Source organism: Streptomyces sp. NPDC002306 (assembly GCF_053593435.1).
Map to the genome: position 1 here is coordinate 40,846 of NZ_JBSFCK010000019.1, position 20,578 is coordinate 61,423.

General features: G+C 69.7%; 17 protein-coding genes. 7 read left to right on the forward strand and 10 right to left on the reverse strand.

The features are described 5' to 3' along the window. Window positions 1-73: 73 nt before the first annotated feature. The 4 genes from ACWCQK_RS28785 to ACWCQK_RS28800 form a co-directional block, all read right to left on the reverse strand. A complete protein-coding gene (locus ACWCQK_RS28785; RefSeq protein ID WP_451159811.1) occupies window positions 74-445 on the reverse strand; it encodes a holo-ACP synthase in 372 nt (123 codons plus the stop codon). A gap of 89 nt (window positions 446-534) precedes the next feature. Further along, window positions 535-1,698, reverse strand: a complete 1,164-nt coding sequence (locus ACWCQK_RS28790) for a hypothetical protein (RefSeq protein WP_451159813.1) — start codon at window positions 1,696-1,698, stop codon at window positions 535-537. 140 nt (window positions 1,699-1,838) lie between these two features. Beyond that, window positions 1,839-3,686, reverse strand: a complete 1,848-nt coding sequence (gene glmS / locus ACWCQK_RS28795; RefSeq protein ID WP_451159814.1) for a glutamine--fructose-6-phosphate transaminase (isomerizing) — start codon at window positions 3,684-3,686, stop codon at window positions 1,839-1,841. Window positions 3,687-3,788: 102 nt separating this feature from the next. Continuing rightward, the gene (locus ACWCQK_RS28800) at window positions 3,789-4,574 is read right to left on the reverse strand and encodes a hypothetical protein (protein WP_451159816.1); all 786 of its coding nucleotides are present in this window, start codon (window positions 4,572-4,574) and stop codon (window positions 3,789-3,791) included. Between the two features lie 227 nt (window positions 4,575-4,801). On the opposite strand from ACWCQK_RS28800, the gene coaA reads away from it, so the two are divergent. After that, window positions 4,802-5,770, forward strand: a complete 969-nt coding sequence (gene coaA / locus ACWCQK_RS28805) for a type I pantothenate kinase (protein WP_451159818.1) — start codon at window positions 4,802-4,804, stop codon at window positions 5,768-5,770. Window positions 5,771-5,919: 149 nt separating this feature from the next. On the opposite strand, the gene glmM is transcribed toward coaA, so the two are convergent. From glmM to rplM, 3 genes are all read right to left on the reverse strand, one after another. Next, window positions 5,920-7,278, reverse strand: a complete 1,359-nt coding sequence (glmM, locus tag ACWCQK_RS28810; protein ID WP_451159820.1) for a phosphoglucosamine mutase — start codon at window positions 7,276-7,278, stop codon at window positions 5,920-5,922. A gap of 219 nt (window positions 7,279-7,497) precedes the next feature. Next, entirely contained in the window at window positions 7,498-8,019 is a 522-nt protein-coding gene (gene rpsI, locus ACWCQK_RS28815; protein ID WP_385776369.1) for a 30S ribosomal protein S9, read from the reverse strand. A gap of 42 nt (window positions 8,020-8,061) precedes the next feature. Further along, on the reverse strand, window positions 8,062-8,505 hold the full coding sequence (rplM, locus tag ACWCQK_RS28820) for a 50S ribosomal protein L13 (RefSeq protein ID WP_162468603.1): 444 nt from the start codon (window positions 8,503-8,505) through the stop codon (window positions 8,062-8,064). 724 nt (window positions 8,506-9,229) lie between these two features. Between rplM and ACWCQK_RS28825 the strand changes: the two genes are divergently transcribed. The 6 genes from ACWCQK_RS28825 (at window position 9,230) to ACWCQK_RS28850 (ending at window position 17,853) form a co-directional block, all read left to right on the forward strand. Next, the gene (locus ACWCQK_RS28825; protein WP_451159822.1) at window positions 9,230-10,114 is read left to right on the forward strand and encodes a hypothetical protein; all 885 of its coding nucleotides are present in this window, start codon (window positions 9,230-9,232) and stop codon (window positions 10,112-10,114) included. Window positions 10,115-10,136: 22 nt separating this feature from the next. Next, the gene (locus ACWCQK_RS28830) at window positions 10,137-11,507 is read left to right on the forward strand and encodes a glycoside hydrolase family 26 protein (RefSeq protein WP_451159942.1); all 1,371 of its coding nucleotides are present in this window, start codon (window positions 10,137-10,139) and stop codon (window positions 11,505-11,507) included. Window positions 11,508-11,758: 251 nt separating this feature from the next. Beyond that, the gene (locus ACWCQK_RS28835) at window positions 11,759-13,210 is read left to right on the forward strand and encodes a glycosyltransferase family 2 protein (RefSeq protein ID WP_451159824.1); all 1,452 of its coding nucleotides are present in this window, start codon (window positions 11,759-11,761) and stop codon (window positions 13,208-13,210) included. Window positions 13,211-13,229: 19 nt separating this feature from the next. Then, the gene (locus tag ACWCQK_RS28840) at window positions 13,230-14,471 is read left to right on the forward strand and encodes a glycoside hydrolase family 113 (protein WP_451159826.1); all 1,242 of its coding nucleotides are present in this window, start codon (window positions 13,230-13,232) and stop codon (window positions 14,469-14,471) included. Window positions 14,472-14,528: 57 nt separating this feature from the next. Next, window positions 14,529-15,674 carry a sugar phosphate nucleotidyltransferase gene (locus ACWCQK_RS28845; RefSeq protein ID WP_451159828.1) on the forward strand — a complete coding sequence of 382 codons (1,146 nt, stop codon included), beginning with the start codon at window positions 14,529-14,531 and terminating at the stop codon, window positions 15,672-15,674. After that, window positions 15,652-17,853: a DUF459 domain-containing protein gene (locus tag ACWCQK_RS28850; protein ID WP_451159830.1), complete on the forward strand. Its 2,202-nt coding sequence runs from the start codon at window positions 15,652-15,654 to the stop codon at window positions 17,851-17,853. The genes ACWCQK_RS28845 and ACWCQK_RS28850 overlap by 23 nt, the downstream gene beginning before the upstream one ends. A 46-nt stretch (window positions 17,854-17,899) precedes the next feature. On the opposite strand, the gene truA is transcribed toward ACWCQK_RS28850, so the two are convergent. The 3 genes from truA to ACWCQK_RS28865 all read right to left on the reverse strand — a co-directional run bounded on the left by truA (window position 17,900) and on the right by ACWCQK_RS28865 (window position 20,576). Next, window positions 17,900-18,757, reverse strand: a complete 858-nt coding sequence (gene truA, locus ACWCQK_RS28855; RefSeq protein ID WP_451159832.1) for a tRNA pseudouridine(38-40) synthase TruA — start codon at window positions 18,755-18,757, stop codon at window positions 17,900-17,902. Window positions 18,758-18,849: 92 nt separating this feature from the next. Further along, the gene (gene rplQ / locus ACWCQK_RS28860; RefSeq protein WP_451159834.1) at window positions 18,850-19,350 is read right to left on the reverse strand and encodes a 50S ribosomal protein L17; all 501 of its coding nucleotides are present in this window, start codon (window positions 19,348-19,350) and stop codon (window positions 18,850-18,852) included. Window positions 19,351-19,553: 203 nt separating this feature from the next. Beyond that, window positions 19,554-20,576 (reverse strand): DNA-directed RNA polymerase subunit alpha, encoded by a 1,023-nt coding sequence (locus ACWCQK_RS28865; protein WP_053661878.1) that lies wholly within the window; start codon window positions 20,574-20,576, stop codon window positions 19,554-19,556. Window positions 20,577-20,578: the final 2 nt, after the last annotated feature.

A 20,578-nucleotide genomic window follows, 5' to 3' on the forward strand; every position in this document is an offset into this window, starting at 1 on the left:
GCGGGCCACCTGGTCCCACGGGCACGCACACACCACACGGGCCACCCGGCCCGGGCCGGCCGCGAGGCAGGGCCTACCCCTCCGCCACCACCACCGCCGACGCCACCCCCGCGTCATGGCTGAGCGACACATGCCAGGACCGCACCCCGAGCTCCGCCGCCCGCGCCGCCACCGTCCCCGTCACCCGCAGCCGCGGCCGGCCACTGGGCTCGACGACCACCTCGGCGTCCGTCCAGTGCAGGCCGGCCGGCGCGCCCAGCGCCTTGGCCACCGCCTCCTTCGCCGCGAACCGCGCCGCGAGCGAGGCGACGCCTCTGCGTTCCCCGCTCGGCAGCAACAACTCGGCTTCCAAGAAGAGCCGTTGGGCCAGTGCGGGGGTGCGCTCCAGCGATGCCGCGAACCGCTCGATCTCGGCCACGTCGATACCGACCCCGATGATGCTCATGCCGAGCAGCCTACGGCGGGAGACCCGCCGTCCCCGGCGGGCGACGCCGGTCGCGCCGCCGGGTCCGCCCGGTCCGTCCGATCCTCCGGTCAGGTGCGGGACACCGTCCCGCACTCCCCCCTCTGCTCCTTCTCCAGGTCCCGGCTCCGGTCGTACGGATCGATCGTCGGCCCGGTCGGGGACGCGCCCCTGGGAGCGCCGGGCGTCGAGAACTCGGGGTGCAGATAACCGTCGTAGACGTCGCAGGAGGAGTTGCCGAACTCCTCGGTGTAGTTCGTGACGGCGATCCTTCCCGGGGTGACCTGGTACTTGGCCGGGTCGGACAGTTCGACGTCGAGCACCCGGCGCACGATGGTCCGGGCCACCTCGGTGCTGCTGTTGTCGGCGCGGGTGAGCGGATAGACGAAGGTGTAGTCGGCGTGTATGGCGACGGAGCCCTGCGTGCCGGCCTTGAACGTGATGCGCCCGCGGTCCTTGACCACATCGCCGACCAGGCGCACCTCGTGGGGATCGAACCGGCTGAACATGAGCCGCGGGTCGTGCTTCTTGTCCGGCTTGCGGAGCGAGGTGTTCAGCAGGCGGAGCAGGTCCGTCTGATGGGGTTCGATCGCACCGAGCGCGGCCGCGGGCCGCTCGCCGCGCAGCGTGGCCGGGTCGAGGTTCGCGTCGATCAGCAGCGTCCGGGTCAGCCGCAGTGCCTGCGCCACCTGCGCCTTGGATTTCGGCCCGACGGCCTTCGCCTGCGGCAGCACGATCCCCTTGGCGCCGTCGGCCCAGGCGAGCGCCGGGGAACCCGCGAACGGCCGGTCCAGCGTCGGCACATCGGGATCCACGGCCTCCGGGGCGGCGGTCGGGGCCGCGGTCTCCGCCGGCAGCGGTGAGGCGGCGACAGCGTCCGGCTCCCGCGCCGTACGGAAGGGATCACCGGGAATCAACGACGGCCGCACCGCCACCACGGCCACGGCGATGGCCACGGGCACCCCCAGGACGGCCCACAACCTCCGCCGCCGGGCCGCCCGCCCGTCCATCTCCCGCCACGCGGGCCCGGTCCGCCACCCCTCGGGCGCCCCGCCCTGCGCGTCCTGCCGCCGCAGCCGCTCGGTGACCATACGGGCTCGCGCGGACGGCTCCTTGGGCGCGGAGTCGCGTATCGCGCCCTCGCTGTCCTGAATGAACTTCGCCCATTCCGCATCGGATATGGAACCCGAACCGGAGTCTCCGGGTCTGGACGCGTCGGACGGTCTCTCGGCCATGACAAGCGGCGCTTTCTCTCGTTCAGTCGAGGGGGGCAGCCAGAGCGTACGACACCCTGCCCGGCCCCCAGCGCGGCCCCGGCCTCCACCCTCCCGGCCGCGCCGACTCCCGCGGCGGCGAGGGCCTCAGCGGCAGCGGATCATTCGACCGTCACCGACTTCGCGAGGTTGCGCGGCTGATCCACCTCGTTGCCCCGGGCCGTGGCCAGCTCGCAGGCGAAGACCTGGAGCGGCACCGTGGCCACCAGCGGCTGGAGCAGGGTCGGGGTCGCCGGGATGCGGATCAGGTGGTCGGCGTACGGCACCACCGCCTCGTCCCCCTCCTCCGCGATGACGATCGTGCGCGCGCCCCGGGCCCGGATCTCCTGGATGTTGGACACGATCTTGTCGTGGAGGACGGACCGGCCACGCGGCGACGGCACGACGACCACCACCGGCAGGTCCTCCTCGATCAGCGCGATCGGTCCGTGCTTGAGCTCGCCGGCCGCGAAGCCCTCGGCGTGCATGTACGCCAACTCCTTGAGCTTCAGCGCGCCTTCGAGGGCGACCGGGTGCCCCACGTGCCGCCCCAGGAAGAGCACGGTCTTCTTGTCGGCCAGCGTGCGCGCGAGTTCCCGTACCGGCTGCATGGTCTCCAGGACCCGCTCGACCTCGGCGGGCATCCTCGCCAGGTCACGGACGACGGCCCGGATCTCGTCGGCCCACTTGGTGCCGCGTACCTGGCCCAGGTACAGGGCCACGAGGTAGCAGGCGACGAGCTGGGTGAGGAACGCCTTGGTGGAGGCGACCGCGACTTCGGGACCGGCGTGCGTGTACAGCACGGCGTCGGACTCGCGGGGGATCGTCGAGCCGTTGGTGTTGCAGATGGCGAGGACCTTGGAGCCCTGCTCACGGGCGTGCCGGAGAGCCATCAGGGTGTCCATGGTCTCGCCGGACTGGGAGATGGCGATGACCAGGGAGCGCGAGTCGAGGATCGGATCGCGGTAGCGGAACTCGCTCGCGAGCTCCACCTCGCACGGGATGCGGGTCCAGTGTTCGATGGCGTACTTGGCGATCATCCCGGCGTGGAAGGCCGTACCGCAGGCGACGACGACGACCTTGTCGATCTCCCGCAGCACCCTCGGGGGGATCCGCACCTCGTCCAGGGTCAGCGAGCCGGCCGCGTCGATACGGCCCAGCAGGGTGTCGGCGACCGCCTTGGGCTGCTCGGCGATCTCCTTGAGCATGAAGTAGTCGTAGCCGCCCTTCTCGGCGGCGGACGCGTCCCAGTCGACGTGGTAAGCGTGCACCTCGGCCGGCCGGCCGTCGAAGCCGGTCACCGTCACGCCGTCCCGGCGCAGTTCGACGACCTGGTCCTGACCGAGTTCGATCGCCGCCCGGGTGTGGGCGATGAAGGCGGCGACGTCCGAGGCGAGAAAGGCCTCGCCCTCGCCGACGCCGACGACGAGCGGGGAGTTGCGCCGCGCCCCGACGACGACGTCGGGCTCGTCCGCGTGCACCGCGACGAGGGTGAACGCGCCCTCGAGACGGCCGCACACCCGTCGCATCGCCTGCGCCAGGTCGGCGCAGGAGGAGAACTCCTCGGCGAGCAGGTGGGCGACGACCTCGGTGTCCGTCTCGGAGGCCAGGTCGTGCCCGCGCTCGGCCAACTCGGCGCGCAGGGCGGCGAAGTTCTCGATGATCCCGTTGTGGACGACCGCGACGCGCCCCGCGTTGTCGAGATGCGGATGCGCGTTGGCGTCCGTGGGCCCGCCGTGCGTGGCCCAGCGTGTGTGTCCGATGCCCGTCGTGCCGGTCGGCAACGGCCGCTCGGACAGCTCCTTCTCCAGGTTGACCAGCTTCCCTGCCCGCTTCGCCGCGGCCAGGCCGCCGTCCGCCAGCACGGCGACGCCCCCCGAGTCGTACCCCCTGTACTCCAGCCGCTTCAGTCCGGCCATCACGACATCGAGCGCCGACTGCGACCCCACGTATCCCACGATTCCGCACATGCCCGGCAGCCTAAGCGCCGGGGCCCGCCGAAAAGAGCCGAAGCGTGCCCGAAATCGGAAATTCACACCGGGGCACGAAGGCCCCGGTGCGCTGATGCGACGTCAGCCGAGCTTGGCGAGCTGGGCGTCGACGATCTCCGTGGGGAAGTCGAAGTCCTTGCCGGACGCGGCCGCGGCGATGTTGATGGCGGGGAGGTAGGCGAGGGTGGCGCCCTTGCGGACGACGACTCCCTTGACCGGCGCCTCGATGCCCTCGTCGGCCTCGAAGGTGGTGGTCAGGGCGATCGCGTCGTCGGCACCCTTGGGCGCGTCGGTCGTGACGACCTTCAGGTTCTTGGTCGTGTCACCGGCCACCGTGAAGGTGAAACCGCCGGCGCACTTCGTGGCGGCCGCGGTCAGGTCCTTCATCGCCTGCTCGGCTCCGCCGTTCTCGTAGGTGGCCAGCGTCACCAGGACCGAGGGGGCGTCCACACCGGCGAGGAACTTCTCCTCGTCACTCGCACCCGCGGCGGGCTTCTTCGGGTCGCCCTTCCACTCACGCGTCGCGGTGGCCGCGGGCTTGCCCACGTAGGAGCCGATCTGGAGGTGGGCGAGCGGGGCGCACGCCGCGTCGTCGGCGACCTTCACCTTGTCCGGCGTGACCAGGTCCGCCGCCGGCACCTTCTCGGTGACCTTGCCGCTTTTGACGTCCGCCTGGGTCAGCGCGGCCTTCTCCAGTTCGGCGGCGGTGAGCGCCTTGGCGGCCGGGGCGGAGGCGGCGGTCGCGCCGCCCTTGTTCTCACCGTCGGCCTTGGCGGCCTTGTCGTCCCCACCGCACGCGGTGGCGAACAGGGCGAGGGCGGCCGCGGAGGCGACGAGGGCGGTACGGCGAACGGCGGTGGCTGTCACGAAGGAAACTCTTTCTTTCTGTCTCTTGTGCACAGGCTGTGCACATCCCCAGCACGCTACGCGGAAGATCAACCCGCCCCGCCCACGAAGATCACTCGACATCCGATCGTGACGGGGGCGTGATTCGGCCGTCCGCGCGCATCCCGCACGGGGTGGCGTGACGCACCCCACCCCCCACCCCGTTCAAACTCCGTTCACAATGGACTGTGATCTCTCCGGTCTCCTCGATGCCCCGGAGCGCCCACCGGCACAGGCCGGAGGCGACTCCCTACGTCGACCTCACCCGTTCCGAGTGGAGCGCGCTGCGTGAGAAGACGCCGCTGCCCCTCACCGCCGAGGAGGTGGAGAAGCTCCGCGGTCTCGGTGACGTCATCGACCTCGACGAGGTGCGCGACATCTACCTCCCGCTGTCGCGGCTGCTCAACCTGTACATCGGTGCCACCGACGGCCTCAGAGGCGCGCTGAACACCTTCCTCGGCGAACAGGGGTCGCAGGCCGGCACCCCGTTCGTCATAGGGGTCGCGGGCTCGGTCGCCGTCGGCAAGTCGACCGTCGCCCGGCTCCTCCAGGCGCTGCTGTCCCGCTGGCCCGAACACCCGCGCGTCGAACTCGTGACCACGGACGGTTTCCTGCTGCCGACCAGGGAGCTGGAGGCCCGCGGCCTGATGTCGCGGAAGGGGTTCCCCGAGTCCTACGACCGCCGCGCCCTGACCCGTTTCGTCGCCGACATCAAGGCCGGCAAGGACGAGGTGACGGCCCCCGTCTACTCGCACCTCATCTACGACATCGTCCCCGACCGAAGGCTCACGGTCCGCCGCCCCGACATCCTGATCGTCGAGGGGCTGAACGTCCTGCAGCCCGCCCTGCCCGGCAAGGACGGCCGCACCCGGGTGGGGCTCGCGGACTACTTCGACTTCAGCGTGTACGTCGACGCCCGCGCCGAGGACATCGAACGCTGGTACCTCAACCGGTTCAAGAAGCTGCGCGCGACCGCCTTCCAGAACCCGTCCTCGTACTTCCGCAGGTACACCCAGGTCTCCGAGGAGGAGGCCCTCGACTACGCCCGTACGACCTGGCGCACCATCAACAAGCCCAACCTCGTGGAGAACGTGGCCCCCACCCGCGGCCGCGCGACCCTCATCGTGCGCAAGGGCCCCGACCACAAGGTCCAGCGGCTCAGCCTGCGCAAACTCTGACGACGGCCCGCCTCCGGAAAGCGCCGCCCGCCCCGGAGGACGACCGCCCGCCCCGAAAAAGCCCTCGGCGCCGCCCACCAGGTGGGCGGCGCCGAAGGTAAGGTCCGTCAGACGTACGGCACGTCCGGCGTGTTCGGGCGGTGACCGGCCTAGCCCAGCGCCGACTTCACCGCGTCCGCGAGCCGCCCCGCCACCGACCGCGCCTGGTCGATGTCCGCCGCCTCGACCATCACACGCACCAGCGGCTCGGTACCGGACGGGCGCAGCAACACCCGTCCCGTGGAGCCGAGTTCGTGCTCCGCCTCGGTCACCGCCGCGGCCAGCTCCGCCGACGTGCCGACCCGGCTCCGGTCCACGTCAGGGACGTTGATGAGCACCTGCGGCAGCCGCTCCATCACCGACGCGAGATCCCGCAGCGAACGCCCGGTCTCGACGACCCGCGCGGCCAGCATCAGCCCGGTCAGCGTGCCGTCACCGGTCGTCGCGTGGTCGAGGATGATCACGTGCCCGGACTGCTCGCCGCCGAGGGCGTAGCCGTGCTCCTTCATCTCCTCCAGGACGTAGCGGTCGCCGACCGCGGTCTGGACGAGCTTGAGCCCCTCGCGCTCCAGCGCCAGCTTGAAGCCCAGGTTGGACATGACGGTCGCGACGACGGTGTCGGAGCGCAGTGCGGAACGCTCCCGCATCGCCAGCGCGATCACGGCGAGGATCTGGTCGCCGTCGACCTCGGCGCCGGTGTGGTCCACGGCGAGGCAGCGGTCGGCGTCGCCGTCGTGGGCGACACCGAAGTCGGCGCCGTGCGCGAGGACGGCTTCCTTCAGCGGACCCAGGTGGGTGGAGCCGCAGCCGTCGTTGATGTTGAGCCCGTCCGGCTCCGCACCGATGGTGATCACCTCGGCGCCGGCCCGCGCGAACGCCTCGGGCGAGACCCGGGCGGCGGCGCCGTGCGCCTCGTCCAGGACGATCTTCAGACCGTCCAGTCGGTTCGGGAGTACGGCCACGAGGTGCGCGACGTACTTGTCGAACCCTTCGTCGTACGACCGCACCCGGCCGACGCCCGCACCCGTCGGCCGCTCCCAGGGAGCGCCGGTGCGGTGCTCCTCGTAGACGGTCTCGATGCGGTCTTCCAGCTCGTCGGCGAGCTTGTGGCCGCCGCGGGCGAAGAACTTGACGCCGTTGTCGGGCATGGCGTTGTGGCTGGCGGACAGCATCACGCCGAGGTCGGCACCGAGCGAGCCCGTGAGGTACGCCACGGCCGGCGTCGGCAGCACGCCGACACGCAGCACGTCCACGCCCGCGCTCGCGAGGCCCGCGACCACCGCGGCCTCCAGGAACTCCCCGGACGCGCGTGGGTCCCGTCCGACCACAGCTGTCGGGCGGTGACCGGCGAACGTACCGGCCTCGGCCAGTACATGTGCCGCCGCGACGGACAGACCGAGCGCCATCTCGGCTGTCAGATCCGCGTTGGCGACACCGCGCACACCGTCCGTGCCGAAGAGTCGTCCCACGTGTCCTCCTGAGGAAGCTTCAGTCACGGAAGCCGTGTGCCGGTGCGGCCCACGCACGGGACTTCCGCGTCCCAGACATTCGATGCCTGAACATCCGATAACACAAGCTGTTGAGCGTCTTGTGCCGTTATACGCCCGAAGGCTGTGATAAACGAACGCCCCGGCGGCACTATGGCGTGCCGCCGGGGCGTTCGGAGTACGTGCAGAGGCAGCTGGCGATTAACGCTTGCTGTACTGCGGGGCCTTACGGGCCTTCTTCAGACCGGCCTTCTTGCGCTCGACCGCACGGTCGTCGCGCTTGAGGAAGCCGGCCTTCTTCAGGGCGCCGCGGTTGTTGTCCACGTCCGCCTCGTTCAGGGCACGGGCCACGCCGAGGCGCAGGGCGCCGGCCTGACCGGAGACACCGCCACCCGCGATGCGGGCGATGACGTCGTAGCGACCCTCGAGCTCGAGCACCTTGAAGGGCTCGTTGACTTCCTGCTGGTGCACCTTGTTCGGGAAGTAGTCCTCAAGGGTGCGACCGTTGATCTTCCACTTGCCGGTGCCCGGGACGATCCGGACGCGGGCGATGGCGTTCTTGCGACGGCCCAGGCCGGCGGCCGGCTGCGGGTCGCCGAAGCGGGACGCCATCGACTCCGAGGTGTACTCGCCCTCGACGGGGACCTCGGACTCGGTGGTGTAACTGTCGATGTCGACGAGCTCAGTCTCTTCGACCGGCTGCTCAACGGTGGTCTCGGCCACGATTCTCCTCAGATTTCTTTTCGTCTTAGGGGGTGGCCGGAACTACTGCGCGACCTGGGTGATCTCGAACGGCACCGGCTGCTGGGCAGCGTGGGGGTGCTGGTCGCCCGAGTAGACCTTCAGCTTCGAGAGCATCTGACGGCCCAGGGTGTTCTTGGGGAGCATGCCCTTGACGGCCTTCTCGACGGCCTTCTCGGGGTTCTTGGCGAGCAGCTCGTCGTAGCGGACGGAGCGCAGACCACCCGGGTAACCCGAGTGGCGGTACGCCATCTTCTGGGTCCGCTTGTTACCGGAGAGGTGCACCTTGTCGGCGTTGATGATGACGACGAAGTCACCGGTGTCGACGTGCGGGGCGTAGATCGGCTTGTGCTTGCCCCGCAGAAGGGACGCGGCGGTGGTGGCGAGACGACCCAGGACGATGTCCTGAGCGTCGATGACGTGCCACTGGCGAGTCACATCGCCGGGCTTGGGGCTGTACGTACGCACTTCGCAGCCTTCTTCTTCAGTGGATGGGTGCTGACACATGGCATCACTGAAGCGATCGTGCAGCTCGGGACGACAATGCCGGGGACGCTGCCCGTATGCCGCCCACTGGTAACTGCTCCAGGGAACCTAGGTAGAGGCCACTCCCGTGAGAATGAGCGAGCCAATACACAACGAAGAGTCAGAATACCCGGGCTTCCATGGGCGGGTCAAAACGAGGGCGCACAGACCTTTCGCGCGCCCCCTGCACGGCCCCGCTCCGGCGCCGGCAACCCACTCGCCACCCCACCGTCACCTGGTCGGCACCGTGCCACACACGGGCCGACGCCCGGATCCGGGGAACCGCCACGGCAGCCGATGTGACATCGGGCACTCCGGCCGGGCCGCACCGGTCCACAGGGGGAATCACGGGGGCCGATCCGCAGGAGTGGATCACATCACCCCACCGAACCCGGCGAGGAACGGGCCACTCCTCATCTCGACCCTCACTCACTCACTCACAGCCTGGCACGCGGGCCTCCGGTGCGCCCGACGGACGGCCGGATGTCTGCACACGCCATGTGACTTTCCGTAGTCGCCTTCACGTCACCGCAGGTCGGGCCCGCCCCACTCGGCGCGGATCACTCCGACATGTCGCCCATATCCCTTGATACACCCCGAACGGCCGTGACTCCAGGGCCCGTTGGGGCGGGACCGCATACCCCGTCTCCCGTCTAAGATGCGCCCCATGAGCTATGGGCAGGGGGGACCCCAGTCCCAGTGGGATCCCTGGAAACCGAATTCAGATCAGCCGTGGACCCCCGGCAGCGACGGGCACTCCCCGGACTGGGCGGCGCTCGCCGAGGCGTCGGAGTCGCGCAACAAACGGCGGCGGGTCCTCTTCATCACCGGCGGCGTCCTGGCCACGGTCGGCATAGGCACCGCCGTCGCCATGGGCGTGGTCTCCGCCAACGGCGACTCCAAGGCGTCGAACCAACCGTCCTCGCAGCTGCCCGCTACCGCGGACATACCGAGCGACGGCTCGTCGACGCCGTCGTTCGCCCCGACCACCGCGCCGCCCCCGCTGGACCCGAAGGACTTCGTCGCCAGCGCCAAGAAGGACACGGCACCGCTCGGCCCGGACATCCTCTTCCCGGGCACGCAGCTGACCATGAACGCGACCGTGTACAAGAAGAGCGCGACGGCCGACAACAAGAAGTGCGCCGCCGACGCCCAGGGCACGCTGCCGAAGATCCTCACGGCCAACGGCTGCACCCGGCTGATGCGCGTCACCTACACCAAGGACGACGTCGCGGTGACGGTCGGCGTGGCCGTCTTCGACACCGAGGCGCAGGCCACCAAGGCCAAGGTCCAGGCGGACAGCAAGAGCATCGTCAAGGCGCTGTCCGGCAAGGGCGTCAAGGCCTTCTGCAGCGGCGCCGTCTGCCGCTCCACGACGAACGCCTACGGCCGCTACGCCTACTTCACCATCGCCGGCTTCCCGGCCGGCAAGGACGTCACCACCAAGGACACCAAGGTGTTCGGCGCCGGTGACGACCTCGCCCAGTTCGCGTTCCAGCAGATCCGCAGGCGCGGCGAGGCCCAGGCTTCGGCCGCGGCAGCCGGCGAATAGTCCGAGGGCGCGGGTCGTGCGGATGCGAGGGCGGGCCCGGCTGCTCGCCGCCGCGGCGGGCACGGCCCTGCTGTCGCCCCTCGCCGTGTGGGCCTGGCCCGACGGGGACGGCCCCGGGACCGTCCCCGTCGACCTGCGCGGGCGCGACCCGGAGGCCACGCCCGCCGCGCGCCGCGTGTACGCGCTGCTCGCGGGCCTGGAGAACGACGCCCGCCGTGGCCGTCCGGGCCGCACGGTGATCGGCCAGCACGTGGAGCTGCACAACGAGCGCTACAACGAGCGGTACGGCGACTTCCAGGGCACCAAGCAGCCGGGCTACTACTACCGCAAGGCGCGGGACATCACCGGCCGGCTGCCCGGCTTCGTGGAACTGGATCTCGGCCCCGGCTACGGCCGGCCCGGCTGGGCGGTGGGCGAGCCCCGCTCCTACTCCGGGGCCTGGCCGAGCTGCCGCAAACAGTGGGGATACGCCGAGGACGCCGTGGATCTCGCCGTCGGTGTGTGGTCGGGCCTGCCCCGGGCGGACGACGGCTCGTACCACCCGTCCGGCACCCGTGCGGACTGCTCCTCCGGCACCGAGGTCTCGTTGCCGCACAACGGGGGCGGCCCGGCGGGCCTGGTCGGTTTCTCCTTCCATCAGCCCTACCCGGGGAGCCCCGTCAAGGGCTTCGCCCAGACACTGCGACGCAACTCGCCCGCCGCGAAGGACCCCGGGTGGTTCGGCCGCGTGGTCACCGAGGGCAGCTCCGAGCACCGGGACCTGCTGCACGACCTCGGCTATCTCGCGGACCACCTGGGCTACCTCGCCGACCGCGGGGTGCCGGTCCTCCTGCGCCCCTACCACGAGATGAACACGGCCCCCGGCCACGGCTTCTGGTGGGCAGGGCAGGATCCGGCCGTGTACCGGAAGCTGTGGCGGCTGACGTACGACTTCCTCGTGCACCGGAGAAGGCTGCACAACCTGATCCTCGTCTGGGCCCCGCACTCCTGGGACGGGTCCTACGGGAAGCAGCCGCGGGCCTACTTCCCGGGCAGCCGGTACGTCGACGTGGTGGGCGTCGACGACTACAGCGACGGCCCGGCGAAGCCCTTCGGGAACCACGCCTGGACCGAGGTCTGGTACCGCGGCCTGGAGGAGTACCGCAAGCCGCGCGTCCTCGCCGAGTCCTTCCACGTACCGCTGAACGCGGCCCAGCCGGCGACCCTGAGCAGGACGCCGTGGACGATGTGGACGGTGTGGGGCCAGGCGCTGACGTACGACAACGTCTCCTCGCCGCGGGGGAAGAACACCGCGGCCGACGTGAAGCTCACCTACGGCTCACCAAGGATCACCACCGGTGGCGGGAGAGGCCTTGGGTCCGACTTCGACTGGAGATCACTGCACAAGACCTAGATTTGTTACTTCTTGAACACATCACACTCACAGTAGTTCCATAATCAATGACTTGCGTGGCAGACTCATGTTTCTGTTCGGCCTGAGCTTCGGGCGCCTGGGGGGGCATCTGAGAGGCCGACGCACCGAAGAAGGTGTTGGAGGGCGGGGGCCCGGGGACAGAGTCGCGCCTACGCGCGCCCTCTGAGTCATGCCGTGAAATCGCCACTGCTCCGACGCGCCACTGATTTCACGGGAGCTGAGCAGTCGTCATGGCGTCGACAATGGTCGACGGGAGTGCCTCGCACTCTCGTCACAACGCGAAACTGGCGAAGCGCACTGAAGCCTGGAGACCCGGCATCCTGCCGTTCCTCCTGCCTTTCGTGCTGCTGTTGTTCTTCGGGCTGTACACCTATCGCCCCAGCTCCTCGCCCCTGAGCTGGGCGCTCACCATCGTCTGGTCGCTGCCGGTGATCGGCGTGATGGTGGGTATCCAGGGCGCCCTGCTCATCCGGCGCCGGGTACGCCAGAGCGCCCGTATGGTCCCGCCGGCCCCGGTCGAGGAGGACTTCCTGATCGTCCTCGTGCCGACGATCGGCCGCCACGACACCTACCCGGCGCTGGAGCGCTCGGTCCTCTCCTACGTCGAGCACCTCCCCGAGTACTTCCCCTACATGCGCGTGGACGTCCTCACCGAGGAGGGCTGCGAGGCCACCGAGACGATCAACCGCCTCGCCGCCTCCAACCCGCTCATCCGCGTGGTGGAGACCCCCAAGGCATACGTGACCGCCAACGGGACCCGCTTCAAGGCCCGCGCCAACAACTACGCGCACGAGCTGCGGATCGAGGAGGGCGAGGCCCTCGACCACGTGTGGGTGCTGCACATGGACGACGACACCGGCGTCGGTCCGGACACGGCCGCCTCGCTCGCCCAGTTCATCAACCGCCAGCGCCGCGCCCACCCCGACGAGGCCAAGCACATGGCCCAGGGCATCCTCACGTATCCCCGCGAGGCGGCGGTCAACCGCTTCACCTGGCTCGCCGACGCGGTGCGCCCCGCCGACGACATCGCCCGCTTCCGGGCGCTGACCGGGATGGGCACCCCGGCTGCCGGAGTCCACGGCGAGCTGCTGGTGCTGCGCGCGTCCATCGAAGCCACCATCGGCTGGGACTTCGGGCCGAAGGCGATCGTCGAGGACGCCCAGCTCGCCCTCAGCTTCTGCCGTCGCTACCCCGGCCGCAGCGACTGGTTCAACGGACGCTGCTACGGCGCCTCCCCGGCCACCACCAAGGACTTCGTCAAGCAGCGCGACCGCTGGGCCTGGGGCCTGGTGGCGCTCTGCTTCAACCGCACCATCCCGTGGCGCTACCGCTGGTTCCTCTCCGTGTGTGTGGCCACCTGGATCCTCGGCCCGCTTCAGCACATCGTCGCGGTGCTCTGCATCGGACTCCTCGTCGGCGACCTCAACACCTCCCCCGTCACCCAGTCCGTCGTCATCCTGTGGGCTCTCAACTTCGCCTACGTCATCTGGACCTACTGGGAAGGACTGCGCCTCAACGCCATCGCCTCGGCGAGCGGCCGGCGCAAGTGGTGGGAGCCGGTCGTCGTGATCGGCCTCATCCCCGTCTTCTCCATTCTGGAAGGACTCGGAGGCTTCAAGGGCTTCCTGAAGTTCCTCCGGCGCGAGGAGAACAAGTTCGTCGTGATCGCCAAGCCCGCCTGACCGCACGAAAGCACCCGTGATGAAGCGCTCGCGACTGCCCATGCTGGCCGTCTTTCCCCTGTCCGTCCTCGCCCTCGTGGTCGGCACGCCCCTGTTCGTCGGCAATCAGCCGGTGCGCTGGGACGCCGGTTCCGCCCTGCCCCGGCTCGTCTTCGGCGACAACGGCTCCGGTTCCGGGGACTCCGCCCCGGCTACCGGCATCAAGAACTCCGAGTCCCCGTCCTCCTCCGCCGCCGCTTCCGAGGACACCCTCAAGGTCGCCAAAGCCTGGAAGGAAGGCATGCCTCAGTGGGGCGTGCAGCTCTACTGGGAGGAGGAGACCAAGAAGCGGTCGGACGACTTCATCATCCAGCAGGCACGCAAGCACGCGAAGTACCTCATCGGCCTGGGCGCCAACTCGGTGTCGCTCTCGTTCCCCTTCTACACCGGGGGCCCGACGTCCAACACCCTGATGGCCGGAGCGAAGACGCCGTCCCCGGTGCGCGTGCAGAAGGTGCTGAGGGTGTTCGAGGACGCCGGCTTCCGCACCACGGTCCGGCCGATCATGGACGAGGCCTCGCTCAACCCGCCGACCGGCTGGCGCGGCAGTATCGAACCCGCCTCCCGCTCCGCCTGGTTCGCCTCCTACCTGAAGCTCCTCACCCCGTATCTCAAAGTCGCCGAACAGGACAAGGCGAACACCTTCGTGATCGGCACCGAGCTGAACTCCCTGGAGGGTGCCCCGGGCTGGGCTTCCCTGGTGGCCTCGGCGGAGAAGGCGTTCTCCGGTGAGGTCGCCTACGACGCCAACTGGGACAACTACGTCTCCGGCCGCATCGACATGCCGGTCAGCCACCTCGGCGTCGACGCCTACTTCCCCGTCAAGGTGCCCGACAACGCCTCCGTCGACCGGCTGGCGGAGGGCTGGAACACCTGGCTCGACAAGAAGTCCACGGGCGACCTGCCCAACATCACCCTCGCCGAGGCCGGAATCGGCGCGATGAACGGCGCGTACAAGGCACCCGGCGACTTCTACACGAAGAACGCCGTCAACCCGCAGGTGCAGGCCAATTGGTACACGGCCGTCTGCAAGGTCGTCCAGGAGCGCCGGATGAGCGGCGTCTACTGGTGGTCGATCTACTTCGACGACGACCCCAACACCCCACCGGACGACAAGACGGCCTCCCGCCTGGACTTCGCCGGGCGCCCCAAGTCCGAGAAGGCCGTCAAGACCTGTTTCACCTCCGCCTACGCCGGGCCCGGCAGCGCGGCCACCCAGTGATGGAGAGATCCCCCCACGCATCCATGACCCGTCCCCGCGACCCAAGGCGGACACCACATGACTGAAGCGATCCTTCTCGTCGGCGGTCAGGGCACCCGGCTTCGGCCCTTGACCAGCCACATTCCCAAGCCACTGTTGCCCGTGGCCGGAGTCCCGTTCCTCACGCACCAGCTGGCACGAGCCGCGGCCGCGGGGATCACCCGGATCGTATTCGCCACCTCCTACCTCGCCGAGCTGTTCGAGGAGGAGTTCGGCGACGGCTCCCGCCTCGGGCTGGAGCTGGAGTACATCACCGAAGAGGTGGCCCTCGGCACCGGCGGAGCCATCCGCAACGCGGCCGGGCGACTGCGCAGCGCCCCCGACCGGCCCGTACTGGTCTTCAACGGCGACATCCTCTCCGGCGTGGACATCGCCGCGCTGCGTGACAGCCATGTCGCCTCGCGGGCCGATGTCACCCTGCACCTGAAGCACGTGGCGGACCCGCGCGCCTTCGGCCTGGTGCCCACCGACACCGAGGGACGTGTCCGGGCCTTCCTGGAGAAGCCCCAGACGCCCGAGGAGATCACCACCGACCAGATCAACGCGGGATGCTACGTCTTCACTCGCTCCGTGATCGACCGGATCCCGGCCGACAGAAACGTTTCTGTAGAGCGCGAGACCTTCCCCGAACTGCTGGCCTCAGGCGCCCTGCTGCGCGGAGTCGTCGACGACAGCTACTGGCTCGACCTGGGCACTCCTGCCGCGTTCGTCCAGGGCTCGGCCGACCTGGTGCGCGGTCGCGTCGCCTCTCCGGCGCTGCCCGGCCCGACTGGTGAGGCCCTCGTGCTGCCCGGCGCGCGGGTGCACCCCGACGCCGTGCTCATCGGGGGCACCGTGGTGGGCCCCGACGCCGAGGTCGGCGCGGGCGCGGTCGTCGACGGCAGCGTGCTGCTGACCGGCGCCCGGGTCGCCGCCCGCGCCCATCTGTCTGCCTCTGTGGTGGGACGCCACGCTGTGATCGGCGAGGACAGCGTGCTGGACGCCGTCGTCGTCGGCGACGGCGCCCGGGTGGCCGAGGGCAACGAACTCCCGCCGGGTCTGCGCATCGCCTGCGGAGCTTACTTGCCGGCCCATGGCGTCCGGACCTCCGCTTCCCCGACTCCCTGCACCGCGCAGGCCGCCGCTCACTCTGGAGTACCCCATGCATCGTCAGCCGCCCACTGAACACCCGGGCCCTGACGGCCACGAACAGCAGCCATTCGGGCAACAGGGGTACGGACAACAGGAACAGCGGCAGACGTACGGACAGCAGTACGGCCACCCGCCCGCGGCGCCCCAGCAGTCCGTCGGGCAGCTGATCCCGCAGCAGCCAGGGCAGTCCCAGGCCCAGTACCCGCCCCAGATCCCCCGGCAGCCACAGGCGGACCAGCCCTACGGCGGCTACGGCACGGCGGTCGCCCAGCCCCCCGGCGCGGCACCGGCCCCCGAGCCGGCGCCGAAGCAGGCCGGGAACGCGCATCCCCCGACGGACAAGGACAAGGACAAGGCGTCGGAGTCCGCGCCCATGCGGTCCCGCTTCGAGGCCGTGGACGGTCTGCGCGGCATCGCCATCCTCTCCGTGCTGCTGTACCACACCAACTGGTTCAGCAACGGTCTGTTCGGCGTGGACGCCTTCTTCGTGCTCTCCGGGTTCCTCACCACGCTCGTACTGATCCGCGAGGTGCAGCGCACCGGCCGTATCCGCATCGGCCGGTTCTACCGCCGCCGGTTCAAGCGCCTGCTGCCGGGCCTGATGGTGGCCCTGGCCCTGGTGGTGGCCCTCTCCTATCTCACGAGCCCGCTGAAGGAGTCCCGCGCGGTCTCCCAGCAGGCGCTCGGTGCGCTCTTCCAGGTCGGCAACTGGGCCCAGATCGCCCGCGGCGACGCCTACTGGGACCACTTCGGAGCCATCCAGCCGCTGTCGGCCATGTGGTCGCTGAGCATCACCGAGCAGTTCTACGTGCTGTGGCCGCTGGTCCTCGTCGCCGCGTTCGCGGTCTTCCGCCGCCGGGTGCTGCCCGTCGCCGTCCTCGCGGTGCTGCTCTTCGCCGCGTCGGCCCTGGTCGCACCCGTGCTGTGGCGCGGCGGCAACCACGACACCGACTTCCTGTACCTGGCCACCCACACCCGTGCCGTCGCCTTCATGGCGGGCGCGGCGGCCGCGTTCATCGTCTACCTGGTGCAGCGCGGGGCGGCCGGGAAGCAACGCGATTCCGGCGGCGGCTTCGCGTACCACCTCGCCTCGCTGACGGCGATCGTCTCTCTGGTCGCGGTGGTCTACCTCAGCATCAAGGTGAGCACGTACCACGACCCCTGGCTCTACCAGGGCGGACTGGCCGTCGTCGCCCTCCTGATCGCCTTGACCGCCGCCTGCCTGAGCACGGACCGCGGCCCTCTGGCCCGGGTCCTGCGTCTGAAGCCGCTGATGGAGATCGGCCAGATCTCGTACAGCATGTATCTGCTGCACCTGCCCGTGTACTGGGTGCTGCTCATGGCCTACTCGGACATGAAGCCGTATGCCCTGTTCCTGCTCGGCACCGGGCTCACCTGGCTGCTGTCGATGGTGATGCACTACTCGATCGAGCAGTACCGGGTGCGCGACTGGCGCCCGGTGCGAGCCGTACCGATCTTCACCGTGGCGACCCTGGTCATCGGCCTCGGTTCGCACTACCTGCCCTCCTACGTGGCCGACTCGATGCGCCCGGACGGCAAGCCGCTCGTGCTGACCCTGGGCGACTCGATGGCGGAGGACTTCGCGACCTCGCTGGCCCAGCACGGCAACGCCTACGCGGTCATCGACGGCGGCCAGGGCGGCTGCGGCGTGATGTCCCCGCAGGCGGTGCGCGACCGCGTCGGCAAGGTCCTGACGAACTGGAACGCCTGCATCGGCTGGAAGGGCTACTGGACCGACCAGTTGGAGAACGCCCAGCCCGACGCCGTCGTCCTGCACGTCGGCTGGGACGCCGCCGAGCAGAAGATCGACGGCAAGTGGCTGACCTCCTGCGACTCCACCTACCGCACCCGCTACCTGAAGCAGCTGAACGCGGCCGTCGCAGTGGTCCAGAAGCAGGCGCCGAAGACCAAGATCCTGCTGATGAACGAGAGGCGCGCCAACGGCGCCATCATCGAGAAGTGGGGCGACTGCTTCAACGAGGTGGTCTCCACGTACGTGAAGTCGGCCCCGGCCGAGGTCTCCCTGCTGAACCTCGATGCCTTCCTCTGCCCGAACGGCGAGTGCGTCCAGTACAACGCCAAGGGCAAGCGCCTCTACCCCGACGGTGACGGCGTGCACCTCACCAAGGACGGCATGGGCTATGTCACACCGTGGCTGGAGAAGGAACTGACCGCGGCCCTGAAGAATTGAGCGCAGGCGGCCGGGCTCCCAAGCCCGGCCGCCGCCGTTCAGCCGTTCAGCAGCAGCCGCCCCCGGGCAGCGTCCGCCTGTTCCGCGCCTCCTTGTTCCGCGCGGCCAGCAACTCGTCAGCGGGGTATCCCACCTCTTCCAGCGTCAGCCCGTGCGGCCGTACCACGTGCACGGCCGAGTCCCGCACGCCGGCCGCCAGCACCTTGCCCGGCCAGTCCGGCTCACGGTGCCCGTCCCCGACGAACAGCAGTGCCCCGATCAGCGAGCGCACCATGTTGTGGCAGAAGGCGTCGGCGCGGACCGTGGCGGTGATGATCCCGTCGTCACCGCGCACGAGGCTCAGCTCCTGCAGCGTACGAATGGTGGTCGCCCCTTCGCGCCGCTTGCAGTAGGCGGCGAAGTCGTGCTCGCCGACAAGCCGCCCGGCGGCTTCGTTCATGGCGTCGATGTCCAGCGGCCAGTCGTGCCAGAGGACGTGATGGCGCAACAGCGGGTCCACTCCCCCGGGGGCGTCGGTCACGCGATACGCGTACCGCCGCCAGACCGCCGAGAACCGCGCGTTGAACCCGTCGGGCGCCTCGGTGAGGGACCACACCCGCACGTCCTTCGGCAGCCGCCCGGCGAGCCGCTTCAGCAGCTTCTCCCGGTGCTCGGCCCACAGCTCCCCCGGCAGGTCCACATGGGCCACCTGTCCGCGCGCGTGCACCCCGGCGTCGGTGCGCCCGGCCACGGTCAGGTCGTACGTCGTGTCCCGGGACCGGGTCACGGTCCGCAGGGCGTCCTCGATCTCGCCCTGCACGGTCCGTTGTCCCCCGGCCTGCTTGGCCCACCCGGAGAACTCGGTCCCGTCGTAGGAAAGGTCCAGCCGCACGCGCACGTGACCGGGCTCTGCTTCGTCACTCACCTTCAGATCCTCTCAGCACCGGAAACCCTCCGAGAACGCGGAAGCGGGCCCGCCCCCGAAGGGACGGACCCGCCTCACAGCAAGGCAGAGCCTCAGGCGTCCTTCGACTCCTCGGCCGCGGCCGCGTCCTCGACGACCTCGTCGGCCTTGGTCTCCTCGACCTTGGTCTCCTCGGCCTCCTTGACGGCACGCTTGGTCGCCGCCTCGGCCTCACCGGTGGCCTGCTGGGCCACGGTCAGGGCCTCCACCAGCTCGATGACAGCCATGGGCGCGTTGTCGCCACGGCGGTTACCGATCTTGGTGATACGGGTGTAGCCACCCGGGCGGTTCTCGTAACGCGGGCCGATCTCGGTGAAGAGCGTGTGCACGATGCTCTTGTCCGTGATCACCGAGAGCACCTGACGGCGGTTGTGAAGGTCACCCTTCTTCGCCTTGGTGACCAGACGCTCCGCGTAGGGACGCAGGCGACGGGCCTTGGCCTCGGTGGTGGTGATGCGGCCGTGCTCGAAGAGCGACTTCGCGAGGTTCGCGAGGAGAAGCTTCTCGTGCGCGGCGCTGCCGCCCAGACGGGCACCCTTGGTGGGCTTCGGCATGGTGTCTCTCCTAGGTGTCTGCCCCGGCCGTATCAGGTACCGAGGTCAGTGTCCGAGCGGGCGAACGCCCGTCGAAGATCCGGCAAGCCTCGAAGGGGCGAGCCGGAAGGGGCGCGGGGCGGTGTCCATGTGCGACTCCGTCGCGGGGGCGCGACAAGCCACAGCGCACCCGCACCCAGGAACCGGCAGTCGGTCCCGAGCTCTTAGTACTGCTCGGTCTCGACGAAACCGGCGTCCGCGTCGTCGTCGGCGCCGAAGGCGTCGGCGGCGGCGGTCGGGTCGAATCCGGGCGGGCTGTCCTTGAGGGCCAGGCCCATGCCGGCCAGCTTCGCCTTGACCTCGTCGATGGACTTCGCGCCGAAGTTGCGGATGTCCAGCAGGTCGGCCTCGGAGCGGGCGACGAGCTCACCCACGGAGTGGATGCCCTCACGCTTGAGGCAGTTGTACGACCGAACGGTGAGCTCCAGCTCCTCGATCGGCAGCGCCAGATCGGCGGCCAGGGCGGCGTCCGTGGGCGAGGGGCCCATGTCGATGCCCTCGGCGTCGATGTTGAGCTCGCGGGCCAGACCGAACAGCTCGACCAGGGTCTTGCCGGCCGACGCCATGGCGTCACGGGGACGCATGGCCTGCTTGGTCTCGACGTCGACGATCAGCTTGTCGAAGTCGGTGCGCTGCTCGACACGCGTCGCCTCGACCTTGTACGTGACCTTGAGCACGGGGCTGTAGATGGAGTCGACCGGGATACGGCCGATCTCCTGGCCCACCTGCTTGTTCTGCACGGCGGAGACGTAACCACGGCCGCGCTCGACCGTGAGCTCCATCTCCAGCTTGCCCTTGCCGTTGAGCGTGGCGAGGACGAGGTCGGGGTTGTGCACCTCGACACCGGCCGGGGGCGCGATGTCGGCGGCGGTGACCAGACCCGGACCCTGCTTGCGCAGGTACATCACGACCGGCTCGTCGTGCTCCGAGGAGACGACCAGCTGCTTGATGTTGAGGATCAGGTCGGTCACGTCCTCCTTGACGCCCGGCACGGTGGTGAACTCGTGCAGGACACCGTCGACCCGGATGCTGGTGACAGCGGCGCCGGGGATCGACGACAGGAGGGTGCGACGCAGGGAGTTGCCGAGGGTGTAGCCGAAGCCCGGCTCCAGCGGCTCGATCACGAACCGGGAGCGGAACTCGTCGACGACCTCTTCGGTCAACGAGGGACGCTGAGCAATCAGCATGT

Coding starts and splice junctions, on each gene's coding strand:
- ACWCQK_RS28845 (WP_451159828.1), top strand. CDS start 14,529: ATGACTGAAGCGATCCTTCTCGTCGGCGGTCAGGGCACCCGGCTTCGG.
- ACWCQK_RS28835 (WP_451159824.1), top strand. CDS start 11,759: ATGGCGTCGACAATGGTCGACGGGAGTGCCTCGCACTCTCGTCACAAC.
- ACWCQK_RS28785 (WP_451159811.1), bottom strand. CDS start 445: ATGAGCATCATCGGGGTCGGTATCGACGTGGCCGAGATCGAGCGGTTC.
- ACWCQK_RS28865 (WP_053661878.1), bottom strand. CDS start 20,576: ATGCTGATTGCTCAGCGTCCCTCGTTGACCGAAGAGGTCGTCGACGAG.
- coaA (WP_451159818.1), top strand. CDS start 4,802: ATGCCCCGGAGCGCCCACCGGCACAGGCCGGAGGCGACTCCCTACGTC.
- ACWCQK_RS28850 (WP_451159830.1), top strand. CDS start 15,652: ATGCATCGTCAGCCGCCCACTGAACACCCGGGCCCTGACGGCCACGAA.
- ACWCQK_RS28830 (WP_451159942.1), top strand. CDS start 10,137: ATGCGAGGGCGGGCCCGGCTGCTCGCCGCCGCGGCGGGCACGGCCCTG.
- ACWCQK_RS28790 (WP_451159813.1), bottom strand. CDS start 1,698: ATGGCCGAGAGACCGTCCGACGCGTCCAGACCCGGAGACTCCGGTTCG.
- ACWCQK_RS28825 (WP_451159822.1), top strand. CDS start 9,230: ATGAGCTATGGGCAGGGGGGACCCCAGTCCCAGTGGGATCCCTGGAAA.
- glmS (WP_451159814.1), bottom strand. CDS start 3,686: ATGTGCGGAATCGTGGGATACGTGGGGTCGCAGTCGGCGCTCGATGTC.
- ACWCQK_RS28840 (WP_451159826.1), top strand. CDS start 13,230: ATGAAGCGCTCGCGACTGCCCATGCTGGCCGTCTTTCCCCTGTCCGTC.
- rplQ (WP_451159834.1), bottom strand. CDS start 19,350: ATGCCGAAGCCCACCAAGGGTGCCCGTCTGGGCGGCAGCGCCGCGCAC.